This is a genomic window from Aggregatibacter kilianii, assembly GCF_003130255.1.
GTDB lineage: Bacteria > Pseudomonadota > Gammaproteobacteria > Enterobacterales > Pasteurellaceae > Aggregatibacter > Aggregatibacter kilianii.
In genome coordinates, this window is the sequence record NZ_NRCN01000001.1 from 1223028 (window position 1) to 1245136 (window position 22109).

The 22109-nt window shown below is 44.3% G+C and carries 22 protein-coding genes; 4 read left to right on the top strand and 18 right to left on the bottom strand.

Annotation, left to right across the window (positions count from 1 at the left end):
* The 10 genes from DK428_RS05755 to ilvG form a co-directional block, all read right to left on the bottom strand.
* Positions 1 to 282 carry a GIY-YIG nuclease family protein gene (locus DK428_RS05755; protein ID WP_109064608.1) on the bottom strand — a complete coding sequence of 94 codons (282 nt, stop codon included), beginning with the start codon at positions 280 to 282 and terminating at the stop codon, positions 1 to 3.
* 66 nt (positions 283 to 348) lie between these two features.
* Positions 349 to 738, bottom strand: coding sequence for a DarG family dialkylresorcinol biosynthesis protein (locus DK428_RS05760; RefSeq protein ID WP_109064607.1), 390 nt, complete (start codon positions 736 to 738; stop codon positions 349 to 351).
* Positions 728 to 1888 carry a beta-ketoacyl-ACP synthase III gene (locus DK428_RS05765; protein WP_109064606.1) on the bottom strand — a complete coding sequence of 387 codons (1161 nt, stop codon included), beginning with the start codon at positions 1886 to 1888 and terminating at the stop codon, positions 728 to 730. The genes DK428_RS05760 and DK428_RS05765 overlap by 11 nt, the downstream gene beginning before the upstream one ends.
* Positions 1889 to 1890: 2 nt before the next feature.
* Positions 1891 to 2808: a hypothetical protein gene (locus tag DK428_RS05770; RefSeq protein WP_109064605.1), complete on the bottom strand. Its 918-nt coding sequence runs from the start codon at positions 2806 to 2808 to the stop codon at positions 1891 to 1893.
* A 141-nt stretch (positions 2809 to 2949) separates the two neighbouring features.
* Positions 2950 to 4491: a threonine ammonia-lyase, biosynthetic gene (gene ilvA / locus DK428_RS05775; RefSeq protein ID WP_109064622.1), complete on the bottom strand. Its 1542-nt coding sequence runs from the start codon at positions 4489 to 4491 to the stop codon at positions 2950 to 2952.
* Between the two features lie 213 nt (positions 4492 to 4704).
* Entirely contained in the window at positions 4705 to 6543 is a 1839-nt protein-coding gene (gene ilvD, locus DK428_RS05780; protein ID WP_109064604.1) for a dihydroxy-acid dehydratase, read from the bottom strand.
* Between the two features lie 125 nt (positions 6544 to 6668).
* Entirely contained in the window at positions 6669 to 7304 is a 636-nt protein-coding gene (locus DK428_RS05785; RefSeq protein ID WP_109064603.1) for a hypothetical protein, read from the bottom strand.
* Positions 7305 to 7406: 102 nt separating this feature from the next.
* Entirely contained in the window at positions 7407 to 8102 is a 696-nt protein-coding gene (locus tag DK428_RS11690) for a hypothetical protein (RefSeq protein WP_239493781.1), read from the bottom strand.
* 170 nt (positions 8103 to 8272) lie between these two features.
* Positions 8273 to 8488, bottom strand: a complete 216-nt coding sequence (ilvM, locus tag DK428_RS05800) for an acetolactate synthase 2 small subunit (protein ID WP_050692648.1) — start codon at positions 8486 to 8488, stop codon at positions 8273 to 8275.
* Positions 8489 to 8492: 4 nt separating this feature from the next.
* Complete coding sequence (gene ilvG, locus DK428_RS05805; protein WP_109064602.1) at positions 8493 to 10145, bottom strand: acetolactate synthase 2 catalytic subunit; 1653 nt, start codon at positions 10143 to 10145, stop codon at positions 8493 to 8495.
* Positions 10146 to 10311: 166 nt separating this feature from the next.
* Here ilvG and DK428_RS05810 point away from each other — a divergent pair, with 166 nt between their 5' ends.
* Both DK428_RS05810 and crcB read left to right on the top strand, forming a co-directional pair.
* On the top strand, positions 10312 to 11130 hold the full coding sequence (locus DK428_RS05810; protein WP_109064601.1) for a Cof-type HAD-IIB family hydrolase: 819 nt from the start codon (positions 10312 to 10314) through the stop codon (positions 11128 to 11130).
* Positions 11130 to 11516, top strand: coding sequence for a fluoride efflux transporter CrcB (crcB, locus tag DK428_RS05815; protein ID WP_109064600.1), 387 nt, complete (start codon positions 11130 to 11132; stop codon positions 11514 to 11516). Before DK428_RS05810 ends, crcB begins: the two co-directional genes overlap by 1 nt.
* Here the strand turns inward: crcB and DK428_RS05820 are convergent.
* The 5 genes from DK428_RS05820 to DK428_RS05840 all read right to left on the bottom strand — a co-directional run bounded on the left by DK428_RS05820 (position 11473) and on the right by DK428_RS05840 (position 16981).
* On the bottom strand, positions 11473 to 12426 hold the full coding sequence (locus tag DK428_RS05820; protein WP_109090075.1) for an alpha/beta fold hydrolase: 954 nt from the start codon (positions 12424 to 12426) through the stop codon (positions 11473 to 11475). The genes crcB and DK428_RS05820 overlap by 44 nt on opposite strands.
* Positions 12410 to 13672, bottom strand: a complete 1263-nt coding sequence (locus tag DK428_RS05825; protein ID WP_109064598.1) for an O-antigen ligase family protein — start codon at positions 13670 to 13672, stop codon at positions 12410 to 12412. Before DK428_RS05825 ends, DK428_RS05820 begins: the two co-directional genes overlap by 17 nt.
* A gap of 72 nt (positions 13673 to 13744) precedes the next feature.
* Positions 13745 to 14824 (bottom strand): class II fructose-bisphosphate aldolase, encoded by a 1080-nt coding sequence (gene fbaA, locus DK428_RS05830; RefSeq protein WP_109064597.1) that lies wholly within the window; start codon positions 14822 to 14824, stop codon positions 13745 to 13747.
* A 171-nt stretch (positions 14825 to 14995) separates the two neighbouring features.
* Positions 14996 to 16159 carry a phosphoglycerate kinase gene (gene pgk / locus DK428_RS05835; RefSeq protein WP_109083401.1) on the bottom strand — a complete coding sequence of 388 codons (1164 nt, stop codon included), beginning with the start codon at positions 16157 to 16159 and terminating at the stop codon, positions 14996 to 14998.
* 126 nt (positions 16160 to 16285) lie between these two features.
* Positions 16286 to 16981, bottom strand: a complete 696-nt coding sequence (locus tag DK428_RS05840) for a ribonuclease T2 family protein (RefSeq protein ID WP_109059299.1) — start codon at positions 16979 to 16981, stop codon at positions 16286 to 16288.
* A gap of 67 nt (positions 16982 to 17048) precedes the next feature.
* On the opposite strand from DK428_RS05840, the gene DK428_RS05845 reads away from it, so the two are divergent.
* The gene (locus DK428_RS05845; RefSeq protein ID WP_109064595.1) at positions 17049 to 17309 is read left to right on the top strand and encodes a YfhL family 4Fe-4S dicluster ferredoxin; all 261 of its coding nucleotides are present in this window, start codon (positions 17049 to 17051) and stop codon (positions 17307 to 17309) included.
* 60 nt (positions 17310 to 17369) lie between these two features.
* Here DK428_RS05845 and DK428_RS05850 read toward each other — a convergent pair whose 3' ends face one another.
* On the bottom strand, positions 17370 to 18437 hold the full coding sequence (locus tag DK428_RS05850) for a TrmH family RNA methyltransferase (RefSeq protein ID WP_109064594.1): 1068 nt from the start codon (positions 18435 to 18437) through the stop codon (positions 17370 to 17372).
* Positions 18438 to 18631: 194 nt separating this feature from the next.
* Here DK428_RS05850 and pssA point away from each other — a divergent pair, with 194 nt between their 5' ends.
* Positions 18632 to 19999 (top strand): CDP-diacylglycerol--serine O-phosphatidyltransferase, encoded by a 1368-nt coding sequence (gene pssA, locus DK428_RS05855; RefSeq protein WP_012771809.1) that lies wholly within the window; start codon positions 18632 to 18634, stop codon positions 19997 to 19999.
* Positions 20000 to 20070: 71 nt separating this feature from the next.
* Here pssA and DK428_RS05860 read toward each other — a convergent pair whose 3' ends face one another.
* Complete coding sequence (locus tag DK428_RS05860) at positions 20071 to 21315, bottom strand: beta-ketoacyl-ACP synthase (RefSeq protein ID WP_109064593.1); 1245 nt, start codon at positions 21313 to 21315, stop codon at positions 20071 to 20073.
* Between the two features lie 64 nt (positions 21316 to 21379).
* Positions 21380 to 22108, bottom strand: coding sequence for a 3-oxoacyl-ACP reductase FabG (gene fabG, locus DK428_RS05865; protein ID WP_109090074.1), 729 nt, complete (start codon positions 22106 to 22108; stop codon positions 21380 to 21382).
* Position 22109: the final 1 nt, after the last annotated feature.

The window sequence follows — 22109 nt, forward strand, 5'->3', positions numbered from 1 at the left end:
TTAATTTCTGGTTTTCGCCAATTTAGGGAGAAGATCATATTGCCCTTGGATTAGCGCTTCTTTTTTTGCTCTGCTCCAAACTTGAACTTGTTTTTCACGATAAAAAGCGTCATCAATTCGTTCAAACTCTTCGCAATAAACGAGTTTTATCGGCAATCTTTTCTTTGTAAACACTGCACCCAATCCATTTTGGTGTTCATAAAGCCTACCTTCTAAGTCTCTAGTGCTACCGGTATAGGAACTGCCATCTGAGCATCTTAAAATATACATCCAACCTTTCATTTTTTATCTTGAGGAGAATTACTTATGCTTCGACAAGCTCAGCAACCGTAATTCTCTTTATTGGATTTAGACCTGTTGTAATTCTAAAATCGATACCCCAAACACCTCCGCATACCGTTCCAACACCTTATCTGACAGTTTCGCAAACACGCTTGGTTTAAAATGTCGTTTGATTTGCCATTGCCAGAAGCCTGTGGCTTGGGCGAGGCTGGGGAGGTCGAAACGATAACGGTACATATAATAAAAGAGCGGTGACTTTTCGCTGCGTTTTACGGCGTCTAACGCTTCGGCAGTCAGCTGGTTGAGTTCTTCCACCGCTTGTTCTGTCGCGAATTCTTCCGTTTCCCAGCCGTTAGTGGTAGCGGTTTGGTAGTTACCGTTTTGGGTGGCATAGACCACTTTGCGTTGTCCGCGAAAGATTTTGCTGTTGTCTTGCGGGATGTCGTTAATTTCCATTGACCACCTCGAGTAGCATAAAACAAGAAGAAAAACGACCGCTTTCCGGGATATAACACAATACTTTTTGTCCATTTTTAAGCGGGTATTTCTCTAAAAATTCTTGCAAAATAATGTAGATAGATGCTGAACCAGTATTCCCTTTGGTTTCCAAGTTAGTAAACCATTTTTCTTGTGGAATGACGAAATTGATATTTTTCAGCCCGTCCAACAATTTGTCACGGAAAAAACCGGAAGAATAATGCGGCAGGAAATAATCAATATCTTCGGCTTTCAAGCGATGTTTTTCGATTAAACGCAACAGGGCATTTTCCACCGTGCAACGCACAATATTTTCGTTGAGCAATTTGACATCTTGTTTGACCGACATGAGACTGCGCGCATCGCGCTCGTCCTTAGTGACATTTTTCCAACTGATAAATCGCGTGTCTTGAATTTCTGCGCCGGCATACATGCACACCGGCATTTCGTTGGCATAGGAAATCAGGTCAATCCAGTGAATTTTCAGGCTCACGCCTTGCGCGTTTGGTTGATGGCTTAATTGCACTGCTCCCGCGCCATCAGACAACATCCAACGTAAGAAATCTTTTTCAAAACCGATTTCGGGTTTGGCGTCTTCCAATTGTTTTTGGTTGATTTCTGCTTGGAAATGTTCACCCCGCATAATTGCAGAGGCTGTTTCCGATGCCACCGCAATAGCGCCCTGATGTTCGCCTGTGCGGACGGCGTTATAAGCATGTTTCATTGCAGTCATACCGGCAATGCAAATGCCTGCGGTAGTGAGCACTTCATAAGGAGGCGCGTTGGGAATTAAGCCGTGAATCATCACGCCTTGCCCCGGCATGATTTGATCGGGGTAAGAGGTGGCGCAGGCTAAACAGCTGACGTCATGGACGTTCATGCCTTGTGCAATCAGATGTTTAATCGCTTCCACCGCCAGTTCGGTACTTGTGTGGGTAGTGGCTCGGGTGTGCGGATCGATGGCGTAATAACGGGTTTTTATGGCATTGGAGCGCAAAATCATTTTTCGTACGCGGGAAGGCGTTTCGCCCACCATGCCCAACACTTGCTCCATGTGATCGTTATCAATAGGCTGATTCGGCAGAAAAACACCGACACGATTGATATAAACATCAGTTAATGCAGTCAACTTTATTCCCCTGAAGGTTCGGCAAAATAGCGTCTTTGACGCGCTAATTTTTCTTTTAATAATGGTTTGAGTAAGCGTTTGATAACCGCCGAAAGCGGCACCACAGTAAGAATCAGTATAATTAAAAAGAGAATGTAAAAATAGAGCACGGCACGACGAAAACGCGGTGAAATTTGACCGCACTTTAACAACAATTTTCCCCAAAGATAAAAGCTGCGATGACCGACTTTTTCGCTCATCATCAGTTTCTCGTCAATTTTTACCGCGCCCATGTGACGAAATAACCTGTCATTTAACGGTTGGTCAGCATTCAAGGTTTCTGCCAATTTGGTGCCAAAGCGTTGCATATCACGAAGTTCATCATCGCTAATGCCGGCACTTGGGAGCCATGAAAAATAACGTTTATTTCCACTTAACATCCAAGCGGGCGTGGTGATAAAACTCGCCCAAGAATTGGATTGATCGGTTTTCACCACATTGCCAATCAAGTTTGCGCCAAGTGCGGTCAGCATTTTTTTCATTTTTTCCTGTGCCATTAACCACATATTGCGACAGCCGATAAGCGTGATCACCGGTGTATTTTTTAGCACGTTTGCCTGTTCCGATTGTAAAAATGCCGTTATTGGCTGCGAAGGTGATAAAAACCAAACGCTGTAAGCAATGATAACTAAATCATAGGTTTTTCGTTTCAGTGTCGGCGGCTCAATCGGTGCCGGCATTAAATGTACCGATTCCGGAAATTGGTTAAAAAACGGCATAAATTTCCATGGGAACGTATAGGGTTGCAACGGGCGAAGTTGACATTCTTCAATGAGGACATTTTGTTGTTTTAACGGTTGAAGAAAGTGTTGTGTCAATTCCTTCAGCTGGCCGGTTTGGGAATAGGAAATTACGAGAATGTGTTTTTGTGGTTCGGACATAGATTAAAAATATCAAGATAAAAATTAGCGGCATTTTATCTTATTTTTGACGCAGTTTTAATCGTTTTAGCGTCGGAAAGAAACGCCAATAAAAACGACCGCACTTTCGACTGAAAAGTGCGGTCATTTACTACGGTATTTTTAACGTAAGAAATAACGGTAGGACTTGCTGTCGGTCACATCCTGATAGACATATCCCAAGGCTTCCAAGGCGTGTTCAAACTCGCAGGCATCGCCTTGCTCCAATTGGAATCCGGCGAGAATGTTGCCGTAGTCGGCACCGTGGGCGCGGTAGTGGAAAAGGGAAATGTTCCAGCGTCCGCCTAAGGTTTCAAGGAATTTTAACAAGGCGCCTTTTTGTTCGGGGAATTCAAAGGTATAAAGGCGTTCGCCGTGATTCGCAACCCGTCCACCCATTAAATAACGAACGTGGGTTTTGGCGATATCATCGTCGGACATATCTTCCACATCAAAGCCATTTTCTGTGAGATCGGCGATGATGTCGGCTTTTTCCTGTTCATCTGCCGTACGAACCCCCACGAAGACACAGGCGCGTTTGTCATCAGCATAACGGTAGCTGAATTCCGTCACAGCACGACTGCCTAGCACGTGGACGAATTTTAAGAAGCTACCCGGCTGTTCCGGCATCGTCACGGCAAGTAAAGCTTCGCGATTTTCACCGATTTCGCAACGCTCAGACACATAGCGAAGGGTGTGGAAATTCAAGTTGGCGCCGGACAAAATCGCTGCCATGTTTTTGCCCTGAATATTGTGCTGTTTGACGTATTTCTTTAAGCCTGCCAAACCTAATGCACCTGAGGGCTCTGACACCGCGCGGACATTTTCAAACAGATCCTTCATGGCGGCGCACACTTCATCGCTGTCCACTAACACCATGTCGTCTAAATAGCGTTGGCACAGGCGGAAAGTTTCATCTCCGATACGTTTTACCGCTACGCCGTCGGCGAATAAGCCAACGTGTGCTAAATCCGTCGGTTCGCCTTTTTCTAATGCGACAGTTAGGCAGGCAGAATCTTTGGATTCCACGCCGATGACTTTAATTTCCGGCATAAATTGTTTGAGTAAAATTGCCACACCGGCCGCCAAACCGCCACCGCCGACTTGCACGAAGACATAATCCAAATCCGCCACTTGTTGTAACATTTCCATAGCCAGCGTGCCTTGGCCCGCAATTACTAACGGATGGTCGAAGGGCGGAATAAACGTCATATTTTTTTCTTTTGCAAGCTGAATGGCTTTAGCCTTTGCTTCATCGAAATTGGCACCGTGCAATAACACTTCGCCGCCGAAACCACGCACCGCATCCACTTTAATACTTGGGGTATTTTGTGGCATTACGATAAGGGCTTTTAAACCGAGTTGGTTCGCCGATAACGCTACGCCTTGCGCGTGGTTGCCTGCCGAAGCGGCAATCACGCCCGCCTGTTTTTGTTCATCGGAAAGGGTGGAAATCATGGCATAGGCGCCACGTAGCTTAAAGCTGTTAACCGGTTGACGGTCTTCACGCTTAATCCAAATATTGTTATGCAGACGATCGGATAATTTGCTCATTTTTTGTAACGGCGTGACCGTTGCCGCTTCATAAACACGGGAGCCCAGTTTGACGATAGCGTTAATATAATCACTTTGGCTCGGTTGTTGGGTTGTAAGTAGGTTTTTCATAGTATCGTAAGGTGGGATTTGGCCCACCAGGTTATTCATTTATATTAAACGGTGGGATAAATCCCATCTTATAAGCGCGGTTATTTTTCTAACCATTTAAAAAAACACTCAGAAAAATGACCGCACTTTATTGAATTTTGTTGTAGGGACAGGTTTTATACCCATCCCTGTTCGATATTGATAAGGACAGGCATAAAGCCTGCCCAACAATTTTTATTTTAACAAAGAGCGATCCCGCACAGCGCCTTTATCTGCGGATGTGGCGAAGTGGCCAAACACTTTTAAGGCGAAAGACACTTCACGTTCACGGTGAGCAGGTTGCCAACCGTTGGCATCTTGCTCGGTGCGGCGTTTAGCTAATTCTTCATCGCTGATGTTGAGGTTAATCGCGCGATTTGGAATGTCGATTTCGATAATATCGTCATCCTGTACTAAACCGATAGCGCCACCGGAAGCCGCTTCAGGCGAGGCATGGCCGATAGATAAGCCGGATGTGCCGCCGGAGAAACGTCCGTCCGTTAACAAGGCGCATTTTTTGCCTAAGCCCATGGATTTTAAATAGCTGGTCGGATAGAGCATTTCTTGCATGCCCGGGCCGCCTTTTGGACCTTCGTATCGGATTACTACTACATGACCTTCTTTCACTTTACCGCCTAAAATGCCAGCCACAGCATCTTCTTGGCTTTCAAACACGATGGCTCGACCGGTGAATTTCCAGATAGATTCATCCACTCCAGCTGTTTTTACGATACAGCCGTCTTTTGCGATGTTACCGAACAATACTGCTAGACCGCCTTCTTGAGAAATGGCATTTTCTTTGTTACGGATACAACCGCTTACACGGTCATCATCTACGCTGTCCCAACGACAATCTTGTGAGAAGGCTTGGGTGGTACGAATGCCTGCCGGACCGGCGCGGAAGAATTTATGTAATTCTTCGTCTTTATTGCGGATGATATCGTATTGATTTAGTTGTTCTTCTAGTGTTGTTCCTAACACGGTTTTGGTATTACGGTGGATTAATCCTGCACGATCTAATTCGCCCAATAAGCCCATAATTCCGCCTGCGCGGTGTACATCTTCCATGTGGTATTTGTTGGTATTCGGCGCAATTTTGCTCAAACAAGGCACAACACGGGATAAGCGGTCGATGTCTGACATTTTAAAATCTACGCCCGCTTCTTGAGCCGCTGCGAGTAAGTGTAAAACGGTGTTACTGGAACCGCCCATGGCGATATCTAAGCTCATAGCGTTTTCAAAGGCGTCAAAGGTGCCGATGGAACGAGGCAATACGCTTTCATCGTCCTGTTCGTAATAACGTTTGCACAGTTCCACAATTTGGCGACCGGCTTTTAAGAACAAGTCTTTACGGTCGGCGTGGGTGGCAAGCATGGAACCGTTGCCCGGTAAAGATAACCCTAAGGCTTCCGTTAAACAGTTCATGGAGTTGGCAGTAAACATCCCTGAGCAGGAGCCACAAGTCGGGCAGGCGCTACGTTCAATAGCATCAATACGTTCATCACTGACATTAGGATCCGCCGCTTCAATCATTGCATCAACTAAGTCTAAACGAATCAGTTGATCCGATAACTTGGTTTTGCCGGCTTCCATAGGGCCACCGGAAACAAAAATCGCTGGGATATTTAAGCGCATTGCCGCCATCAACATTCCCGGGGTAATTTTGTCACAGTTGGAAATGCACACCATGGCATCGGCGCAGTGGGCATTGACCATGTATTCCACGCTGTCTGCGATTAAGTCACGGCTTGGTAGGGAATACAGCATCCCGCCATGTCCCATGGCAATACCGTCATCCACCGCAATGGTGTTAAATTCTTTTGCCACGCCGCCGGCTTTTTCAATTTCCGCCGCGACCAGTTGTCCCATGTCTTTTAAATGCACATGCCCCGGGACGAATTGGGTGAAGGAGTTCACTACCGCAATAATGGGTTTGCCGAAGTCATTTTCTTTCATTCCTGTGGCACGCCATAAGGCACGTGCACCCGCCATATTACGACCTTGTGTACTGGTCGCTGAGCGTAGTTTTGGCATAAATAATCTCTCCAAGTAGTAAATTTATTGCTAAATATAGCCTTTGTATTCAATAGTGTAGGAGCAAATTACATTTGCCTCTACAGATATCACATTGTTTTGTTTATATTAAAAATCCATGCATCTTACGGAGACGTAACAGTCGTAAGAGCTTTCTCAACGATTGCAAATGGTAGCCCTATGATGGCAAAAGGAATCATAATAGCTGAAAGTGCAGCCTCTTCTTTGTTCAATTTATTAATACTAATTTCTTTTTCATTGCTAAACTCTACATATTTTGTTTCTAATGGCTGAATAAGTTTAGCCTTTTGCAAAATCTCATTTTTATTTTTTATATCAACAAGATTTCCATTATTCATTGAAAAAAACATTCTACGTCCATCTCTATAAGGAGAATTTATATTATAAAGTTCATCAAGTTGAGCTTTTGTTAAATTTTTATGGTTAAAATGTATTGATAAGAATGCCTCTACTTCATTGCTTTTAACATTTTTTCTTATCTCATCAATCTTCACAAAAGAAATATTTTTAGTATAAGGTGACTCAAGTAATTTAATTAATTGAGCCGTATCCCCATTATCTTTACTATTAAATTGATAACTATTAAGTTGCCCAATCGCATAAATACGATAATCAGCAATAAAGAAAGATTTGATCACTTCTTTTTTGGATGATAATTCTTTATATTGTTGATCTGCTGTTACACAGCCCAATAAAAGCGTAGCTATCAACATCCCAATAAATAAACGCATTTTTTTCATTTTTTACCTTCATAATCTTAAGTTATTTTCCCAACTGCTTCACTAATAAATCCAAAGTGCGGTTGTTTTTCACTATGAATTTTAACCGCACTTTATTGCTATTTAACGGAATGGGCAAGGATCAAACAATGCACCGAATCCAGTGCTTGAATCTTTATTATCCAAACAAGTTAACATCGCTACCGGAAACCATAATGGTGCGGTTAAAATGACAAGCGGGTTAATCGCTTCAGAGTCGTCTGAATACGAGGAGGTGTCAACCTTGCTGCCATAATAACGGTTCACTGTGGCCATAATCGGTTTTGCAAGTTTATATTTCGCCAATAGCTCATTTCGATTTTCATATTGTCGACTGACGCCTTCCGCCTCATAAATCACATCATAAATATCAAACTGAGACGAAATGCCATAACGTTGTTGCAATTTATTTTTGAGTACTGCATTCGTTTGCTGGAACATAAATTTCTTTAATAATTCACTGCGTTGTTTTTCCGTTAAGTTATCCACCCGCACATACAATCGTAACGTTGCAGAAACCTTTTTATCTTCTTGAACAATCAGGAAGACCGGTTCCACTTTTTCAATTGCTTTGGTGTAAGAGCTATTCAGAAATTTTGATAAATCAGAGATTGCAGCGCCGCGGAGTTCAAAATTTTCCTTATCGGTAAAGACAAAAAGCCGGCCGTCTTGACTAAAGATAAACATCTCGATTGGCTCCCTTGATGTCGATGATGAATGTGAAGTACAAGCCGACAAGCCAAACACTGAAAATAGCATTATTAATATGAGTTTTTTCATTTTAATCTCCTTATGAAGGGGCTGAGACGGTTAAAATTTGCGGTTAAGGTTTGTTTGTGCTGTTTTTTATTTACTTTACTCATACTTCATGCTGTTACTAACGCAACACCGACACGGAAGTATTGGCGGCAGAAGATAAAATGAAAAAATTATCCTATAGTAGGCTCGTTTTATTTAATCTCCACCACATCATAAATTTTCTCCAACTGACTGACCAACAAATCCAAAGTGCGGTCGGATTTTACGGTGAATTTCAACCGCACTTTGTCGTCAATCAGTTGCATATCCATTTGGGTTACGGTGAAACCACGGTGGCGGATGACGCGGAGAATGCGTTCCAGCACTTCGGGGCGGTGTTGGGCTGTGAGTTCGATTTGGTGTTCCATGTGATTACTCCATACTTTCCAACATATCTGAGTTGCACGCGCCAGGTGGTACTAACGGCCACACGTTTTCGTCGGAATGGATGCAAATATGCAATAAATAAGCCTCTTGGCTGTTGAATAAACGTTCTAGTGCGGCATCCACTTGATGGGCGGAATCAATGCGTTCCCCTTTAATGCCGAAAGCCGAGGCGAGCACCACGAAATCCGGGTTGTCGTCTAGAATCGTGCTACTGTGACGCGCATTGAAGAAGAGGGATTGCCATTGGCGCACCATGCCGAGGCGTTGGTTATCCAATAACACAATTTTAATTGGGGCTTTGCCGCGACCAATGGAGCCGAGCTCTTGAATATTCATCATGATGGAGCCATCACCGCTGACTAAAATCACTTCATCTTCCGGACGGGCTTTTTTCGCACCGATGGCGGCAGGCAAGCCGAAGCCCATGGTACCGAAACCAGCGGAGGTGATGAAGTTTTCCGGTGCGTGATGTTGCACGTGTAACGCCGACCACATTTGATGTTGTCCCACATCGGTCACGACGATGGTTTCCGGTGTTTTTTTACGTGAAATGCTGTTGAGTAACCATAACGGGTTGATAAGTTGTTCGCCACAATGTTCGCCGTAGCTGAAAGCAAATTGTTGTTTATATTGAGCGACGGTTTGTTGCCAAGGGGCAATATCAAGCGGTATGCTCAGGCGTTCCAACGTGGTGATTAAATGGCCACGTAGTGCCACATCAGGGCGGCGTAATTTGCCTAATTCGGCGCCGTCGATGTCCACATGAACCACTTTGGCGTGTGGCGCGAAGGTGTCGAGTTTGCCGGTTACGCGGTCATCAAAACGCGCGCCGAATACGAGCAATAAATCGGCTTCTTGGGTGGCGTAGTTAGCGGCTTTGGTGCCGTGCATACCGATCATACCGAGATAATAAGGATCGTCGGGTGAGACGGTGCCAAGCCCTTTTAAGGTCACGATACTTGGCATTTGGGTCGTGTGTAAGAAATAACGCAATGCCGGAACGGCACCTGCCATGCCCACACCTCCGCCGATGTAAGCCATCGGGCGTTTGGCTTGTTTTAATAATTCGATGGCTTGGGCTAAATGCGCATCACAAAGTGCGGTCATTTTTTGCGGTGAATTAACGATAGGTTTTGCCGTGGTCGGTGCAAGTTGAACGTCTTTCGGCACATCGACTAATACCGGACCCGGTCTGCCACTTTTGGCGATTTCAAAGGCTTTGGCGATAATTTCCGGTAATTCTTCAATATTTTGTACAATGAAGCTGTGTTTGGTGCAGGCGAGGGATAAGCCGAGTACATCCGCTTCCTGAAAGGCGTCGGTGCCGATAAGCGGGGCGGCGACTTGGCCTGTAATGGCAACGATAGGAATGGAATCCATTAAGGCATCGCCTAAACCGGTCACTAAATTGGTGGCACCGGGGCCGGAGGTAGCAATACATACACCGACCTTGCCGGAAGCCCGTGCATAGCCGATAGCCGCCATGGCTGCGCCTTGTTCGTTGCGACAAAGTAGGTGATCTAAGCCGGAATCGTAAATTGCATCGTAGGTTGGCATGATGGCGCCGCCGGGGTAGCCGAAGATTGTGTTCACATGGTGTGCTTTTAAGCACTCGATTATTAAATTTGCACCATTCATTTTCGTCGTTATTTTCAATTGTTATCGTTAATTTGGGAGGGAGATTTTTCTACAGTGTGAAAGTTTAATCTTTTATTACATTTCTTAAAAAAATTCAAGAAAACATCAAATATTTTTGTGCAAAATTTGCTACCATTAGTCATTATTTTATTTAAGGTGAAAAATTATGCAAAAACTTCCTTATCGCGCCATCGTTTCGGATATGGACGGTACATTACTCAACGGGCATCATGTGGTCGGTGATTTTACCGCGCAAACTTTGGAACGCCTGTATGAAAGTAAGGTGGATATTGTTCTTGCTACGGGGCGTAATTACTTTGATGTGTCCAGTATTTTGAAGAAGACTAAGGTGAAGGAGGCGGTGCTGATCACTTCAAACGGTGCTCAAGCGCATAATTTGCAAGGGGAGCTGTTGCTAAATAATTCCTTGCCGGAAGAGATTGCTTATCAAGTGATGAATTTGCCGTTTGATGATACACGGGTATGTGTGAACAGCTATCAGGCTGATGGCTGGTTTATCAACAAAGATATTCCTGAACTTTATAAATATCACAAAGACTCGGGCTTTGTGTACGACGTGGTAGATTTTAAACAGCACCACGGTCGTGATACGGAAAAAGTGTTTTTCATTGCCCGCACACCGGCAGATTTGGTGGAATTGGAACATCAATTGCGCGATCGCTTTGGTGCGCAAACCAGTATTACTTATTCCACGCCAATTTGCTTGGAAGTGATGAATAAAAATGTGTCAAAAGCCACCGCACTTGCCCAAGTCGTACAGGCGAGGGATTATGGCTTGCAGGACTGTATCGCCTTTGGTGACGGCATGAACGATGTAGAAATGTTATCGGAGGTGGGCAAAGGGTACATCATGGGCAACGCTGATCCGCGTTTGATAAAAAACTGTCCGCAGTTGGAAACTATTGGGCGTAATACCCACGAAGCTGTTGCCGCTTACTTACGGGCAATTTTCGGGATTTATTAATGCCAATTCTTTCCACCTTACTTTTCATTAGCGGTGGCGCCGTACTTGGCGCCTGTTTGCGTTGGGGGTTGGGTGTGATACTTAATCCGCTGTTTGCCGCCTTTTCTTTCGGTACGCTGATTGCCAATTATGTGGGCTGTTTCATTATCGGTGCGTTATTCGCATTATTTTGGTTCTTTCCGCAAATTTCGGAAGAATGGAAGTTGTTCTTGGTGACAGGCTTTCTTGGCAGTTTAACCACCTTTTCCTCATTTTCCATTGAAGTGGTGAACAATTTGTTTAATGGCAAATTTGGTGTCGGCATAGGCCTGATTGCCGCGCATGTGATGGGCAGTTTGTTGTTTACGCTATTCGGTTTATTACTTGTTCGTTACGTGCTGAAGTAAAAAACGCATAAATATACTGCAATGTCGGTGTGCGAATATCATCCGTTTCAAACAGGATTTCATGTTTGGCGCGCGCGATTTTTCTGAAGTCCCCATGAGCAAAAAGTGCGGTTAGTTTTTCCAACGTTTTATTGTCCACGATTTTTTCCTCTTCCGCCTCCAACACTAATACCGGCGTTTCCACCCGACGAATGATTTTCGGCAGATGTTTGATGGCATTTAAACATAAATGCACCCAACGGAATGTCGGTCCGCCCAAACGAATGTTTGGATTGGCTAAATTCACTTCATTCATCCACTGCATTCGCGCGGCATCATGGCTGAGGTTATTTTCCTGTAGGTTAGCGGGTTTATATGGTCCTTTGCCGAACACATAGCGTTCCCCTTGCCCCCACAACATCATCATGTTTAACAGAATTTCATCACGTACGGGCTGTTTTAACGGCACGCCAAAAAACGGTGCAGAAAACACCGCACGTTGAATCCTGTGGTCGAAATTTGCCAAATAATAGGTTGTGACTAAAGCACCCAAGGAATGCGCCAAAATATATTGGTTGTGATACGGATAAAGTGCGGTCAGATTGTCGATAATTTCTGCCATATCTTCGGCATAAAAACGAAACTCATCTAAATGACCTTTTTCGCCGTCTTTCAATAAATGTTGGGAATAACCTTGTCCGCGATGGTCAAAAATCAGTACGTCATAGCCTTGTTGATAAAAATCATAAGCCAATTCCGTCCATTTCAAAATATTTTCCGCCCGACCATTCACCATGATCACCAACTTACGCGCTGTCGGATGATGGGTAAAATGACGGTATGCCAGTCGACAGCCGTTTTTCCCGTTGAGATATTGCAACGGGTATTGGGCGGCGAATTGGTGTAATTGAGTGCTATTGAACGGTTGCATGCTTGGCTAAAAGTCGCTGTTGTTTGGTGAACGCATAAAATACGATAACCAAGAAAAAATAGAAAATATTGCCGGAATTATGGCTGAAAAAGCCTTGGCTTAAGCCATAAAACATGACGGAAAGAATATGCACGACACCAAGTAAGCCTGCTAATTTCAGTTCTGCATTAGCGCTCTTTAGATCGCGCCAAAAGACACAAAACGGCACTAAAAAAACGCCGATTAACGCCAATAAACCCACTATGCCGCGTTTGGATAAATCGTCGAAATATTGGTTATGGGCGTGATTAAATATCGACGCATATTCGCTGATTAGGCCTTGCTCAAATTGTTGTTTACGCTTTTCCGATACGCCTTGTACACCCCAGCCAAGCAACGGTTTTTCTTGCGCCATTAACAAGGCGCTTTTCCACATATCAAATCGCGCACCAACGGAAGTGGAGCCGTCATTTTTTTGTAGATAAGCACTGATGTCATGTTCGGCGGCGGCAATACGTTCCGCAATGCGATTATTTGGCAACTGACTCACACCAAAACCGGCAATCACTAAAATGCTGAATAAGCCGAGAAAAAATCGTTTTGAAAGATATTGGCGATAAGTCCACAGCATAAAGATGAGAATAAACGGCACACCAACCCAACCGCCGCGCGCTGTGGAGAGAATGCTGCCAAGAACGCCGCATAATGCTGCAAAGATGCAAAGTGCGGTCAGTTTTAATTGTGTTTTTTGAAAGAAATAAAACCCGATAGCAAAACTAAACATCCCCAGTGACATCGAAATGTCGCCACCTTGAATATGCATAATTCGAGAACTAAATGCCATTTCGCTGTGCAATACGAGTTTGTCATAGATGGCTGTGATGCCTGCAACAATAGCCCCCAAAGGAATTGCGTAAAGTACAGTGTTTAGGCGTGGTGGAATATGCAATAGCAATAGGAACATCGGAATGAATAGCAATACACGACTTGGATTATCCAATTCTCGGATTTTTCCTTGGTGGACGACAAATGAGATAATGAAGGTTGCGAAGTAAAAAAGATAGCTGTAGATCAGCATCTTATCTTCTTTTGATAACGACCATTGCCACTTTTTTATGACGCCATAGATGCTATAACCAAGGCCTAACACAGCGAGTAACGTAGGCGCAATATTGTATCCGCCATTCATGTTTAACAGCGATAAAAAGAAAAAGCCGATAGCAAAATTTACTATTATGGATAACGTTTTTTGGTTGGGTAGTTGCATAATAATCATCGTTAATAAAATAAAACCGCACTAAAAGTGAAGTGCGGTCGTATTTTAATGTGTTTTGGTTAATTATAAAACATCAACACAGTTTAAGTCTTCGAAAGATTGTTCTAAGCGTTTAGACATAGATTCTTCCATTTTGCGTAACCAAACGCGTGGATCGTAGTATTTTTTGTTTGGTGCGTCAGGACCTTCAGGGTTGCCTAATTGACCTTGCAAATACGCTTCGTTCGCTTTGTAGAAGCTTAAAATACCGTTCCAAGACGCCCATTGCGTGTCGGTATCGATGTTCATTTTGATCGCACCGTAACCAATGGCTTCACGAATTTCTTCACGGGAAGAACCGGAACCACCGTGGAAGACGAAATTAATTGGTTTCGCCGGCAGATTGCGCTCTTTGGCCACGAATTCTTGACTTGCGCCTAAAATAGACGGTTTTAATTTCACATTACCCGGTTTGTACACGCCGTGTACGTTACCGAATGCTGCGGCAACGGTAAAGTTTGGACTAACCGGATGTAATTGGTCGTAAACATAAAGCACGTCGGACGGTTGGGTATAAAGACGGGATTCATCCACCTCGGAGTTATCCACGCCATCTTCTTCACCACCGGTGATACCGATTTCGATTTCAAGAGTCATCCCAATTTTGTCCATACGGGCAAGGTATTCACGGCAGATTGCCATGTTTTCTTCCATTGGCTCTTCGGAAAGATCGAGCATGTGGGAAGAGAATAATGGACGACCGGTTTCTGCGAAGTGTTTTTCACCGGCTTCAAGTAAGCCATCGATCCATGGAAGTAATTTTTTCGCTGCGTGGTCGGTGTGTAAAATCACCGGTACGCCGTATTCTTTGGCTAAAGCATGAACGTGTTTTGCACCTGCAATGGCACCTAATACGTCAGGACGGGCTCCGCTGGTCGGTTTAATGCCTTTACCTGCGTAGAATGCTGCACCACCGTTAGAAAATTGAATAATTACAGGCGCTTTTACACGTGCGGCCGTTTCTAAAACGGCATTAACGGAGTTGGAGCCAACGCAGTTCACGGCAGGAAGTGCAAAGCCGTGTTCTTTTGCGTATGCAAATACTTTTTGAACATCTTCGCCGGTAAGCACGCCCGGTTTGACGAGATCTAATAATTTAGCCATTTTCGTTTTTTCCTTTTGTGTAGGGTGGGGGTTATCCCACCGTTTGAAGAATTTATCCAGAACTCTTTATTGCTAGTGCGCGTCTTTTTAACGCGTTCTAGTTGTTAACTTTTTTGGCGCGCATCGGGAGACACGCGCCATCGTTTATTATCTTATGTAGGGAAAGTGCGGTTAGTTTTTCGCACGTTTCTCAAGAATTTCCACAGCTGGTAAGACTTTGCCTTCGACGAACTCTAAGAATGCACCGCCGCCGGTAGAAATATAAGAAATTTTATCTGCAATGCTGAACAAATCAATTGCTGCAAGGGTGTCACCGCCGCCTGCGATAGAGAAAGCATCGCTATCGGCAATGGCGTGGGAAATGATTTCCGTACCTTTGCGGAAGTTCGGGAATTCAAACACACCCACCGGGCCGTTCCATAATACGGTTTTTGCATTTTTGATAATTTCTGCAAGTTGTTCTGCAGATTTATCGCCGATGTCGAAGATAGATTCATCATCTTTCACTTCAGTCACGGATTTTTCTGTTGCCGGTGCGGTTTCGGAGAACTCGGTACCCACACGAACATCAACCGGTACAGGAATGTCGGTGCTTGCCGCTAATTCTTTGGCTACAGGGATTAAATCTGCTTCGTATAAGGATTTACCGACGTTATGACCGGCTGCCGCAATGAAGGTGTTGGCGATACCGCCGCCCACGATAATTTGGTCGGCAATTTTGGAAAGAGAGTTTAATACTTCTAATTTGGTTGAAACTTTAGAACCACCCACGATAGCCACCATTGGGCGGGCAGGTTCTTTTAATGCTTTACCCAGCGCATCAAGTTCTGCTGCAAGTAATGGACCTGCACAAGCAACCGGTGCAAATTCTGCTACGCCGTAAGTAGAGGCTTGCGCGCGGTGTGCGGTACCGAATGCGTCCATAATGAATACATCACAAAGTGCGGCGTATTTTTTTGATAATTCAGGATCGTTTTTCTTCTCACCTTTGTTCACACGAACGTTTTCTAATACAACGATTTCACCGGCTTTCACATCAACGCCATTGAGGTAATCACGCTCTAAACGTACCGGTACATCAAGGTGTTCGTTTAAGTAATCAACGACAGGTTGTAAGGAATCTTCAGGTTTAAATTCACCTTCGGTCGGACGACCTAAGTGGGAGGTTACCATCACTTTTGCACCTTTTTCCAAGGCTAATTTTAAGGTTGGGATGGTGGCACGAATACGTGCATCAGAAGTGACTTTGCCGTCTTTTACCGGCACATTAAGATCGGCACGGATGAAAACACGTTTTCCGCTTAAATCTAGATCGGTCATTTTGATTACTGACATAATTTACCTCTTTTGTATGATTAAAATGAAAAATTAAATACTGAAGTGATTATACCTGAAACTGAGTAGTCTGTAACCTGAATAATATTCATTAGGCAAACGATTTCCCCCTTGAGTTCCAAAGAACTAATATCCTGTTCGACTGCTCGGACAATCCATCACCTGCCAATCCAAATCGTAACAAATAAACAATTCATTACGCGCCGCGCCAAGATACGCATTTTTGAGCTGTGGGTTATTGCTTTTCACCCATTTAAACAGCTCGTTACGACTTAATTCATAGTTCGGTAGCTTCAAAGTGCGGTATAAATTTTTGATTTTTTCAAAGTAATCTTTGGCATTATCAAAGATACAGGCGCCGTGTTTTTCCCATTCGCCTTGTAACAAACTGGCGCTTGGCATTTCCGGCAAATAACGTTCGATGAGTTCTTGCGGTAATTTTGGTAAATCGCCTTGGCAAAAACGCGGATGCTCGTTGACACGTCTGGCTTGTTTGTTTTGTGACCATAAACCGTGTACGATCCAACCGAATTGTTGTGTTAAACCACATTGGTATTGCAGTGAATTCGGCAACTCGTTGCCATATTGTTTACGTTGACGATCGCAAAACGCCGGCGACCAAGAAAGAACCAGTGTGTAATAGTCGGTTTGCGCGTTTTTATTTTGGCCGATGGGGTCATTTTTCATAATGTAGTCGTAATCCCGATCGACAACGACACCAACCGCTTGTTTCTGCTGGGAAAAATAATACCAGCCGGCGAGTAAAAACATTAAAAAAGCCACCACAAAAAAAGACAGTAGCAACATACGTTTTTCGTTCATAAAATTCCTTTAATTTTGTTAGCGTATTGATTATAATCCGACCCCTTTCATTTTCCCCGAGAACATCATGGCTCTACTCATTACTGACAAATGCACAAACTGCGATATGTGCTTGCCGGAATGCCCGAATGAAGCAATTTCAATCGGGGAGGCGATCTATGTCATCGATCCAGCGCTCTGCACCGAATGTGTCGGCCATTATGACACTCCAACCTGTCAAAAGGTTTGTCCTATCAGCAAATGTATCATCACTGATCCGGCGCATGTCGAAACCGAAGAGGAACTTTGGGAGCGCTTTGTGTTGATTCATCACGCGGATAAGTTGTAATTCACCAAAAGTGCGGTGAAAAAACAGGGCGTTTTTACTACGCCCGATAAGTTATGTTTTTTATTTAAAATGCCACTTCGCCAGCAAAACTCCCGCATTTACCGCCACATTTAAGTTGCTTTTCAATGGGTTGGCAAAGGATAGGCGCACTTGCTCATCTTCTTTATTTACCAAGTCTTCCGTTGAACCTTCACTTAGCACAAAAACCGTTTTATTTTTTAACCGCACTTTATCCAATGATGTGCCGTTTTTACCGGTAGCAATATGCACGATTTGATAATCGGCCGCGCGTAATGCGGCTAAGGCATGACGCGTATCTGCAGTTTCCAACACGCGGATATATTCCGCACCGCCTTCCGCGACGCGTAATGTAATTGGCGAGTTAAGACTTTCAGGGGTTTCCGTGATGATATGCTTCACGCCGAAAAATGCGCAAGTGCGTAAAATGCCGCCGATATTTTGTGCATTGTTGACACCGTCCAGCAGCACCAAACAGTCCTCCGAATGTGGCACATCCAAATAGCCTTGCAACGTAAACGGATGGGATTTTTTCACCAACATACAAATGCCGCCGTGATGTTCGGTGCCGCTGACCTTGGTAAGCTCTTCACTATCAACGATGTGATACACCTTTTTATTCGCAGCTAAATAGCTACAAATGTCGCCGATTTTATGCGCCATTTGCACTGTCGCCCATAGGCGCACAATACTGCCGGGGCGTTGTTCAAATAAGGCTAAACAAGCATTCTCGCCATATACTTTCATTTCTTCGGCCCGATTTTTCTTGATTTTTTCAGGCGCTCTTGGCGATAGTGGACCGGTTTTTTTCTCTTTGATTTTTTCGTCAAATTGGCTACTTTTCACCATCACTTTTACGCGGCCCTCGGTGTCACCGGCTTTTTTCAGCGTACTTTCATAAACACGCGGTGTTTTTTCAGCGTATTCACGTTTATCTTTAGTTTTGTCGGCACGACGTTTGTCTTGCTTGAATGGTTGGCGCGCAGCTTGTTCTTCACGATTAAAGTGCGGTCGATTTTTGTCGCGTTTTTGGCGGTCGTCACCGACGCTACGTTCAGAAAAAGACTTTTGGGCTGATTTGAAAGTGGGTTTTGTTGAATTTTGATTCATAATTGGGTTGCCGATAGCAGGGTGAATGGGAATGAAATGAACGAAGTTTGCTCATTTTTGCAATAAAATTGTGAGCATTATAACGAAAATCAGCCTTTTTTCTACCAAGTTGGGGGATAAATATTGTAAACTATCGCACTAATTAAGCTGATTAAGCGTTCTTACTCATTGAGTATTTTATAGAGAACAGATTTATGTTTACAGATAAAACAAAACGCGCGAAAAAGCGTCTTGAAAGCCTGCCGTGTTTGCCGTTGGCCGCCGAACAAGTAGAATTTATTTATGGCCCGGCAGCGTTTAAACGTGAGATTATTCAACTTATCCGAGAAGCGAAAACCCGAATTATTGTTACCGCACTTTACTGGCAAAATGATGAGGCAGGACAGGAAATTCTGGATGAAATTTATCGCGCTAAACAAGATAAACCTGAACTTGAGGTTAAAATTTTAATTGATTGGCACCGCGCTCAGCGGAATTTATTGGGTGCCGAGAAGAGTGCCACCAATGCCGATTGGTATTGCGAAGAACGCCAAAAATATCAACTTGCCGATGACCCGAATATGTTTTTCGGCGTGCCGATTAACACCCGCGAAGTATTCGGTGTGTTACACATCAAAGGTTTTGTGTTTGATAACACCGTGCTTTATAGTGGCGCTAGTATTAATAACGTGTATTTACAACAAAATGAAAAATACCGTTACGATCGTTACCAAAAAATCACTAACGCCGTATTAGCCGACACTATGGTGAATTTTATTCGCCGTTATTTGTTGGATTCCGATGTCGTGCTGCCATTAGATAATGTAAACCGTCCGAAAACTAAAGAAATTCGCCAAAGTATTCGTCATTTCCGTAAAAATCTCTCTGTTTACGGCCAGTACAAACTGCCAAGTGCGGTCGATTTTTGCAGTGAATTAACGGTAACGCCGTTATTCGGTTTGGGGGGTGCGGGCAATATTTTGAATTGTACGATTGAAGATTTATTCCAATTGGTGGAAGATAAACTCACCATTTGCACGCCGTATTTCAATTTCCCGCATACGTTGCAACAAAAAATCCGTTATTTATTACGCAAAGGCAAAAAAATAGAAATCATTGTGGGCGATAAAGTGGCCAATGATTTCTATATTCCGCCGGAGCAACCGTTCAAAATGGCGGGGGCTTTGCCATATCTATATGAAAGCAATTTACGCCGTTTTAGTAAAAAATTTGAACGTGAAGTTGCTGAAGGGCAATTGATTATTCGTTTATGGAAAGACGGGGATAATACTTATCACCTGAAAGGCATTTGGGTGGATGATAACTATATTTTACTCACCGGTAATAACCTTAACCCACGTGCATGGCGGTTAGATGCAGAAAATGGCTTGTTCATTCATGACCCACAACATCAATTGCGCCCGCAAGTGTTAAAAGAACTGGAACACATCCGTCAACACACTACAGCGTTAAAACACTACAGTGAACTGGAAGAAATGGATCAATATCCGGCACCGGTACAAAAGCTACTGAAAAAATTTGCCCGTGTTAAAGCGGATAAATTAGTGAAGATGATTTTGTAGAAAGTGCGGTGGTTTTTTCAAACGTTTTTACGCATAAAAAATGCAGCCTGATCGCTGCATTTTTTTATGTATTAATCTTCCCAACGTTTAAAAATCAATGAGGTATTGACGCCGCCGAAGGCAAAATTATTATTCATGACATACTGGGTTTGAATGTGACGACCATCACCACAGATATAATCCAACTTTCCACAACGTTTATCAATATTATCTAAATTTAAGGTTGGTGCGAACCAGCCGTCACGCATCATTTCAATAGCAAACCAAGATTCTAACGCACCGCACGCGCCTAGTGTATGACCTAAATAGCTTTTTTGCGAGCTTAACGGTACATGGCCGAAGACGGCTTCGGTTGCCTGGGTTTCGGCAATATCACCTTGTTCGGTCGCGGTGCCGTGACCATCCACATAACCGATTTGGTTTGGTGATAACCCGGCGTCTTTTAACGCTAATTCCATACAGCGTTGCATCGTGTCTTTTTGCGGGCGGGTGACGTGAGCCCCATCGCTGTTGGCGCCGTAGCCCACGATTTCTGCAATGATCTTCACGCCGCGGGCAAGGGCATGTTCTAATTCTTCTAATACAAAAATACCCGCACCTTCACCGATCACCAAACCGTCACGATCTTTGTCGTATGGCCGAGGAGTTTGGCTTGGGTTGGCATTATTACGGCTGGCGGCATAGAGAGAATCGAATACATACACTTCCGACGGGCAAAATTCTTCGGCACCGCCGGCCAGCATCATCGGAATTAAACCGTGTTTGATGGATTCATAAGCATAACCAATGCCTTGGCTACCGGATGAACAAGCACTTGACGTGGGGATAATACGCCCGGTTAAACCAAAGAAAATACCAATATTGGCGGCAGTTGTGTGGGGCATCATGCGCACATAGGTGTTGGCATTGAAACCGTCGGATTTTCCGGTCATTAATAACTCGGCGGCATCTCTGACGTCATTGGTAGACCCGGTAGAGGATCCACAAGCAACGCCCATTCTGCCGTCTTTTAAATAAGCCTGAATTTCACCCTTTTCATCCAACAAATTGGCATCTGCTAAGGCGCGCTCGGCGGCTTCGACTGCGAATTGAGAGACGCGCCCTAGGCTACGTAATTGTTTGCGATTCCAGTGTTTAGGCGGATGATAGCCATGAATTTCCGCGCCCAAATTGGCCCCCAACTCAGGGTAACGTTCTGCCCATTCGGTTTTTGCCTGTACCGCATTTTGCTTGCGTTGGAAGGCGGCTTTCACTTCCGACCATTCTTTACCGAAGGCGGTAATCGCGCCAATACCTGTGATCACGACTCGTTTCATATTTGATTCTCTTGGTTTGCTTAGTGATAGCGTAATTGCTTGCGCTTACACGATAAAAATATCCTTAACACAGCCCGCCATTGACCGCAATCACTTGGCGGGTAATGTAGCCGGCTTTTTCGTCCATTAGGAAATTAACGGCGTGTGCGACTTCTTCCGGATCGCCCATACGGCCTGCCGGGATCATTTTTAAGATTTCTTCAATCGGTACATTTTCATCCAAAATATCCGTATCAATTAAACCCGGCGCTACGCAGTTTACGGTGATTTTACGTTTGGCTAATTCCACCGCTAAGGCTTTTGCCGCGCCGATTAATCCTGCTTTGGAAGCACTATAATTCACTTGCCCACGATTACCGATTAAGCCGGATACAGAAGTCATGCACACAATGCGCCCCGCTTTGCGACGGCGGATCATCGGCATCATAATCGGGTGAAGCACATTATAAAATCCGTCTAAATTGGTGCGTAATACCTGATCCCAATCCTCGTCGGTCAGTGCCGGAAAGGCGTTGTCGCGGGTTAATCCGGCATTTAATACAACCCCATAATAAGCACCGTTTGTTTCGACATCTGCGGTTAAGATGTCAGCCACCTCGGCGCGGTTGCTGATGTCAAATTGTAATACGCGGGCTTGTTGTCCCAGTTCGCGCACGGTTTGTGCCACCAATTCGGCTTCGTCAACGCGACTACGGCAATGTACCACAATGTCAAAGCCTGATTGTGCCAAACGCAGGGCAATGGCTTTGCCGATGCCTCTGTTGGATCCTGTAATTAAAACGGTTTCACTCATT

Bases quoted from the DNA above. Each gene is read 5' to 3' on its own strand.
- DK428_RS05850 (WP_109064594.1), bottom strand. From the start codon at position 18,437: ATGAATCAAAATTCAACAAAACCCACTTTCAAATCAGCCCAAAAGTCT.
- DK428_RS05820 (WP_109090075.1), bottom strand. From the start codon at position 12,426: ATGCAACCGTTCAATAGCACTCAATTACACCAATTCGCCGCCCAATAC.
- DK428_RS11690 (WP_239493781.1), bottom strand. From the start codon at position 8,102: ATGAAAAAACTCATATTAATAATGCTATTTTCAGTGTTTGGCTTGTCG.
- ilvM (WP_050692648.1), bottom strand. From the start codon at position 8,488: ATGGAACACCAAATCGAACTCACAGCCCAACACCGCCCCGAAGTGCTG.
- DK428_RS05810 (WP_109064601.1), top strand. From the start codon at position 10,312: ATGCAAAAACTTCCTTATCGCGCCATCGTTTCGGATATGGACGGTACA.
- fabG (WP_109090074.1), bottom strand. From the start codon at position 22,108: ATGAGTGAAACCGTTTTAATTACAGGATCCAACAGAGGCATCGGCAAA.
- ilvA (WP_109064622.1), bottom strand. From the start codon at position 4,491: ATGAAAAACCTACTTACAACCCAACAACCGAGCCAAAGTGATTATATT.
- DK428_RS05860 (WP_109064593.1), bottom strand. From the start codon at position 21,315: ATGAAACGAGTCGTGATCACAGGTATTGGCGCGATTACCGCCTTCGGT.
- pssA (WP_012771809.1), top strand. From the start codon at position 18,632: ATGTTTACAGATAAAACAAAACGCGCGAAAAAGCGTCTTGAAAGCCTG.
- DK428_RS05755 (WP_109064608.1), bottom strand. From the start codon at position 282: ATGAAAGGTTGGATGTATATTTTAAGATGCTCAGATGGCAGTTCCTAT.
- DK428_RS05825 (WP_109064598.1), bottom strand. From the start codon at position 13,672: ATGCAACTACCCAACCAAAAAACGTTATCCATAATAGTAAATTTTGCT.
- fbaA (WP_109064597.1), bottom strand. From the start codon at position 14,824: ATGGCTAAATTATTAGATCTCGTCAAACCGGGCGTGCTTACCGGCGAA.
- DK428_RS05840 (WP_109059299.1), bottom strand. From the start codon at position 16,981: ATGAACGAAAAACGTATGTTGCTACTGTCTTTTTTTGTGGTGGCTTTT.
- DK428_RS05785 (WP_109064603.1), bottom strand. From the start codon at position 7,304: ATGAAAAAAATGCGTTTATTTATTGGGATGTTGATAGCTACGCTTTTA.
- DK428_RS05770 (WP_109064605.1), bottom strand. From the start codon at position 2,808: ATGTCCGAACCACAAAAACACATTCTCGTAATTTCCTATTCCCAAACC.
- ilvD (WP_109064604.1), bottom strand. From the start codon at position 6,543: ATGCCAAAACTACGCTCAGCGACCAGTACACAAGGTCGTAATATGGCG.
- crcB (WP_109064600.1), top strand. From the start codon at position 11,130: ATGCCAATTCTTTCCACCTTACTTTTCATTAGCGGTGGCGCCGTACTT.
- DK428_RS05760 (WP_109064607.1), bottom strand. From the start codon at position 738: ATGGAAATTAACGACATCCCGCAAGACAACAGCAAAATCTTTCGCGGA.
- ilvG (WP_109064602.1), bottom strand. From the start codon at position 10,145: ATGAATGGTGCAAATTTAATAATCGAGTGCTTAAAAGCACACCATGTG.
- pgk (WP_109083401.1), bottom strand. From the start codon at position 16,159: ATGTCAGTAATCAAAATGACCGATCTAGATTTAAGCGGAAAACGTGTT.
- DK428_RS05845 (WP_109064595.1), top strand. From the start codon at position 17,049: ATGGCTCTACTCATTACTGACAAATGCACAAACTGCGATATGTGCTTG.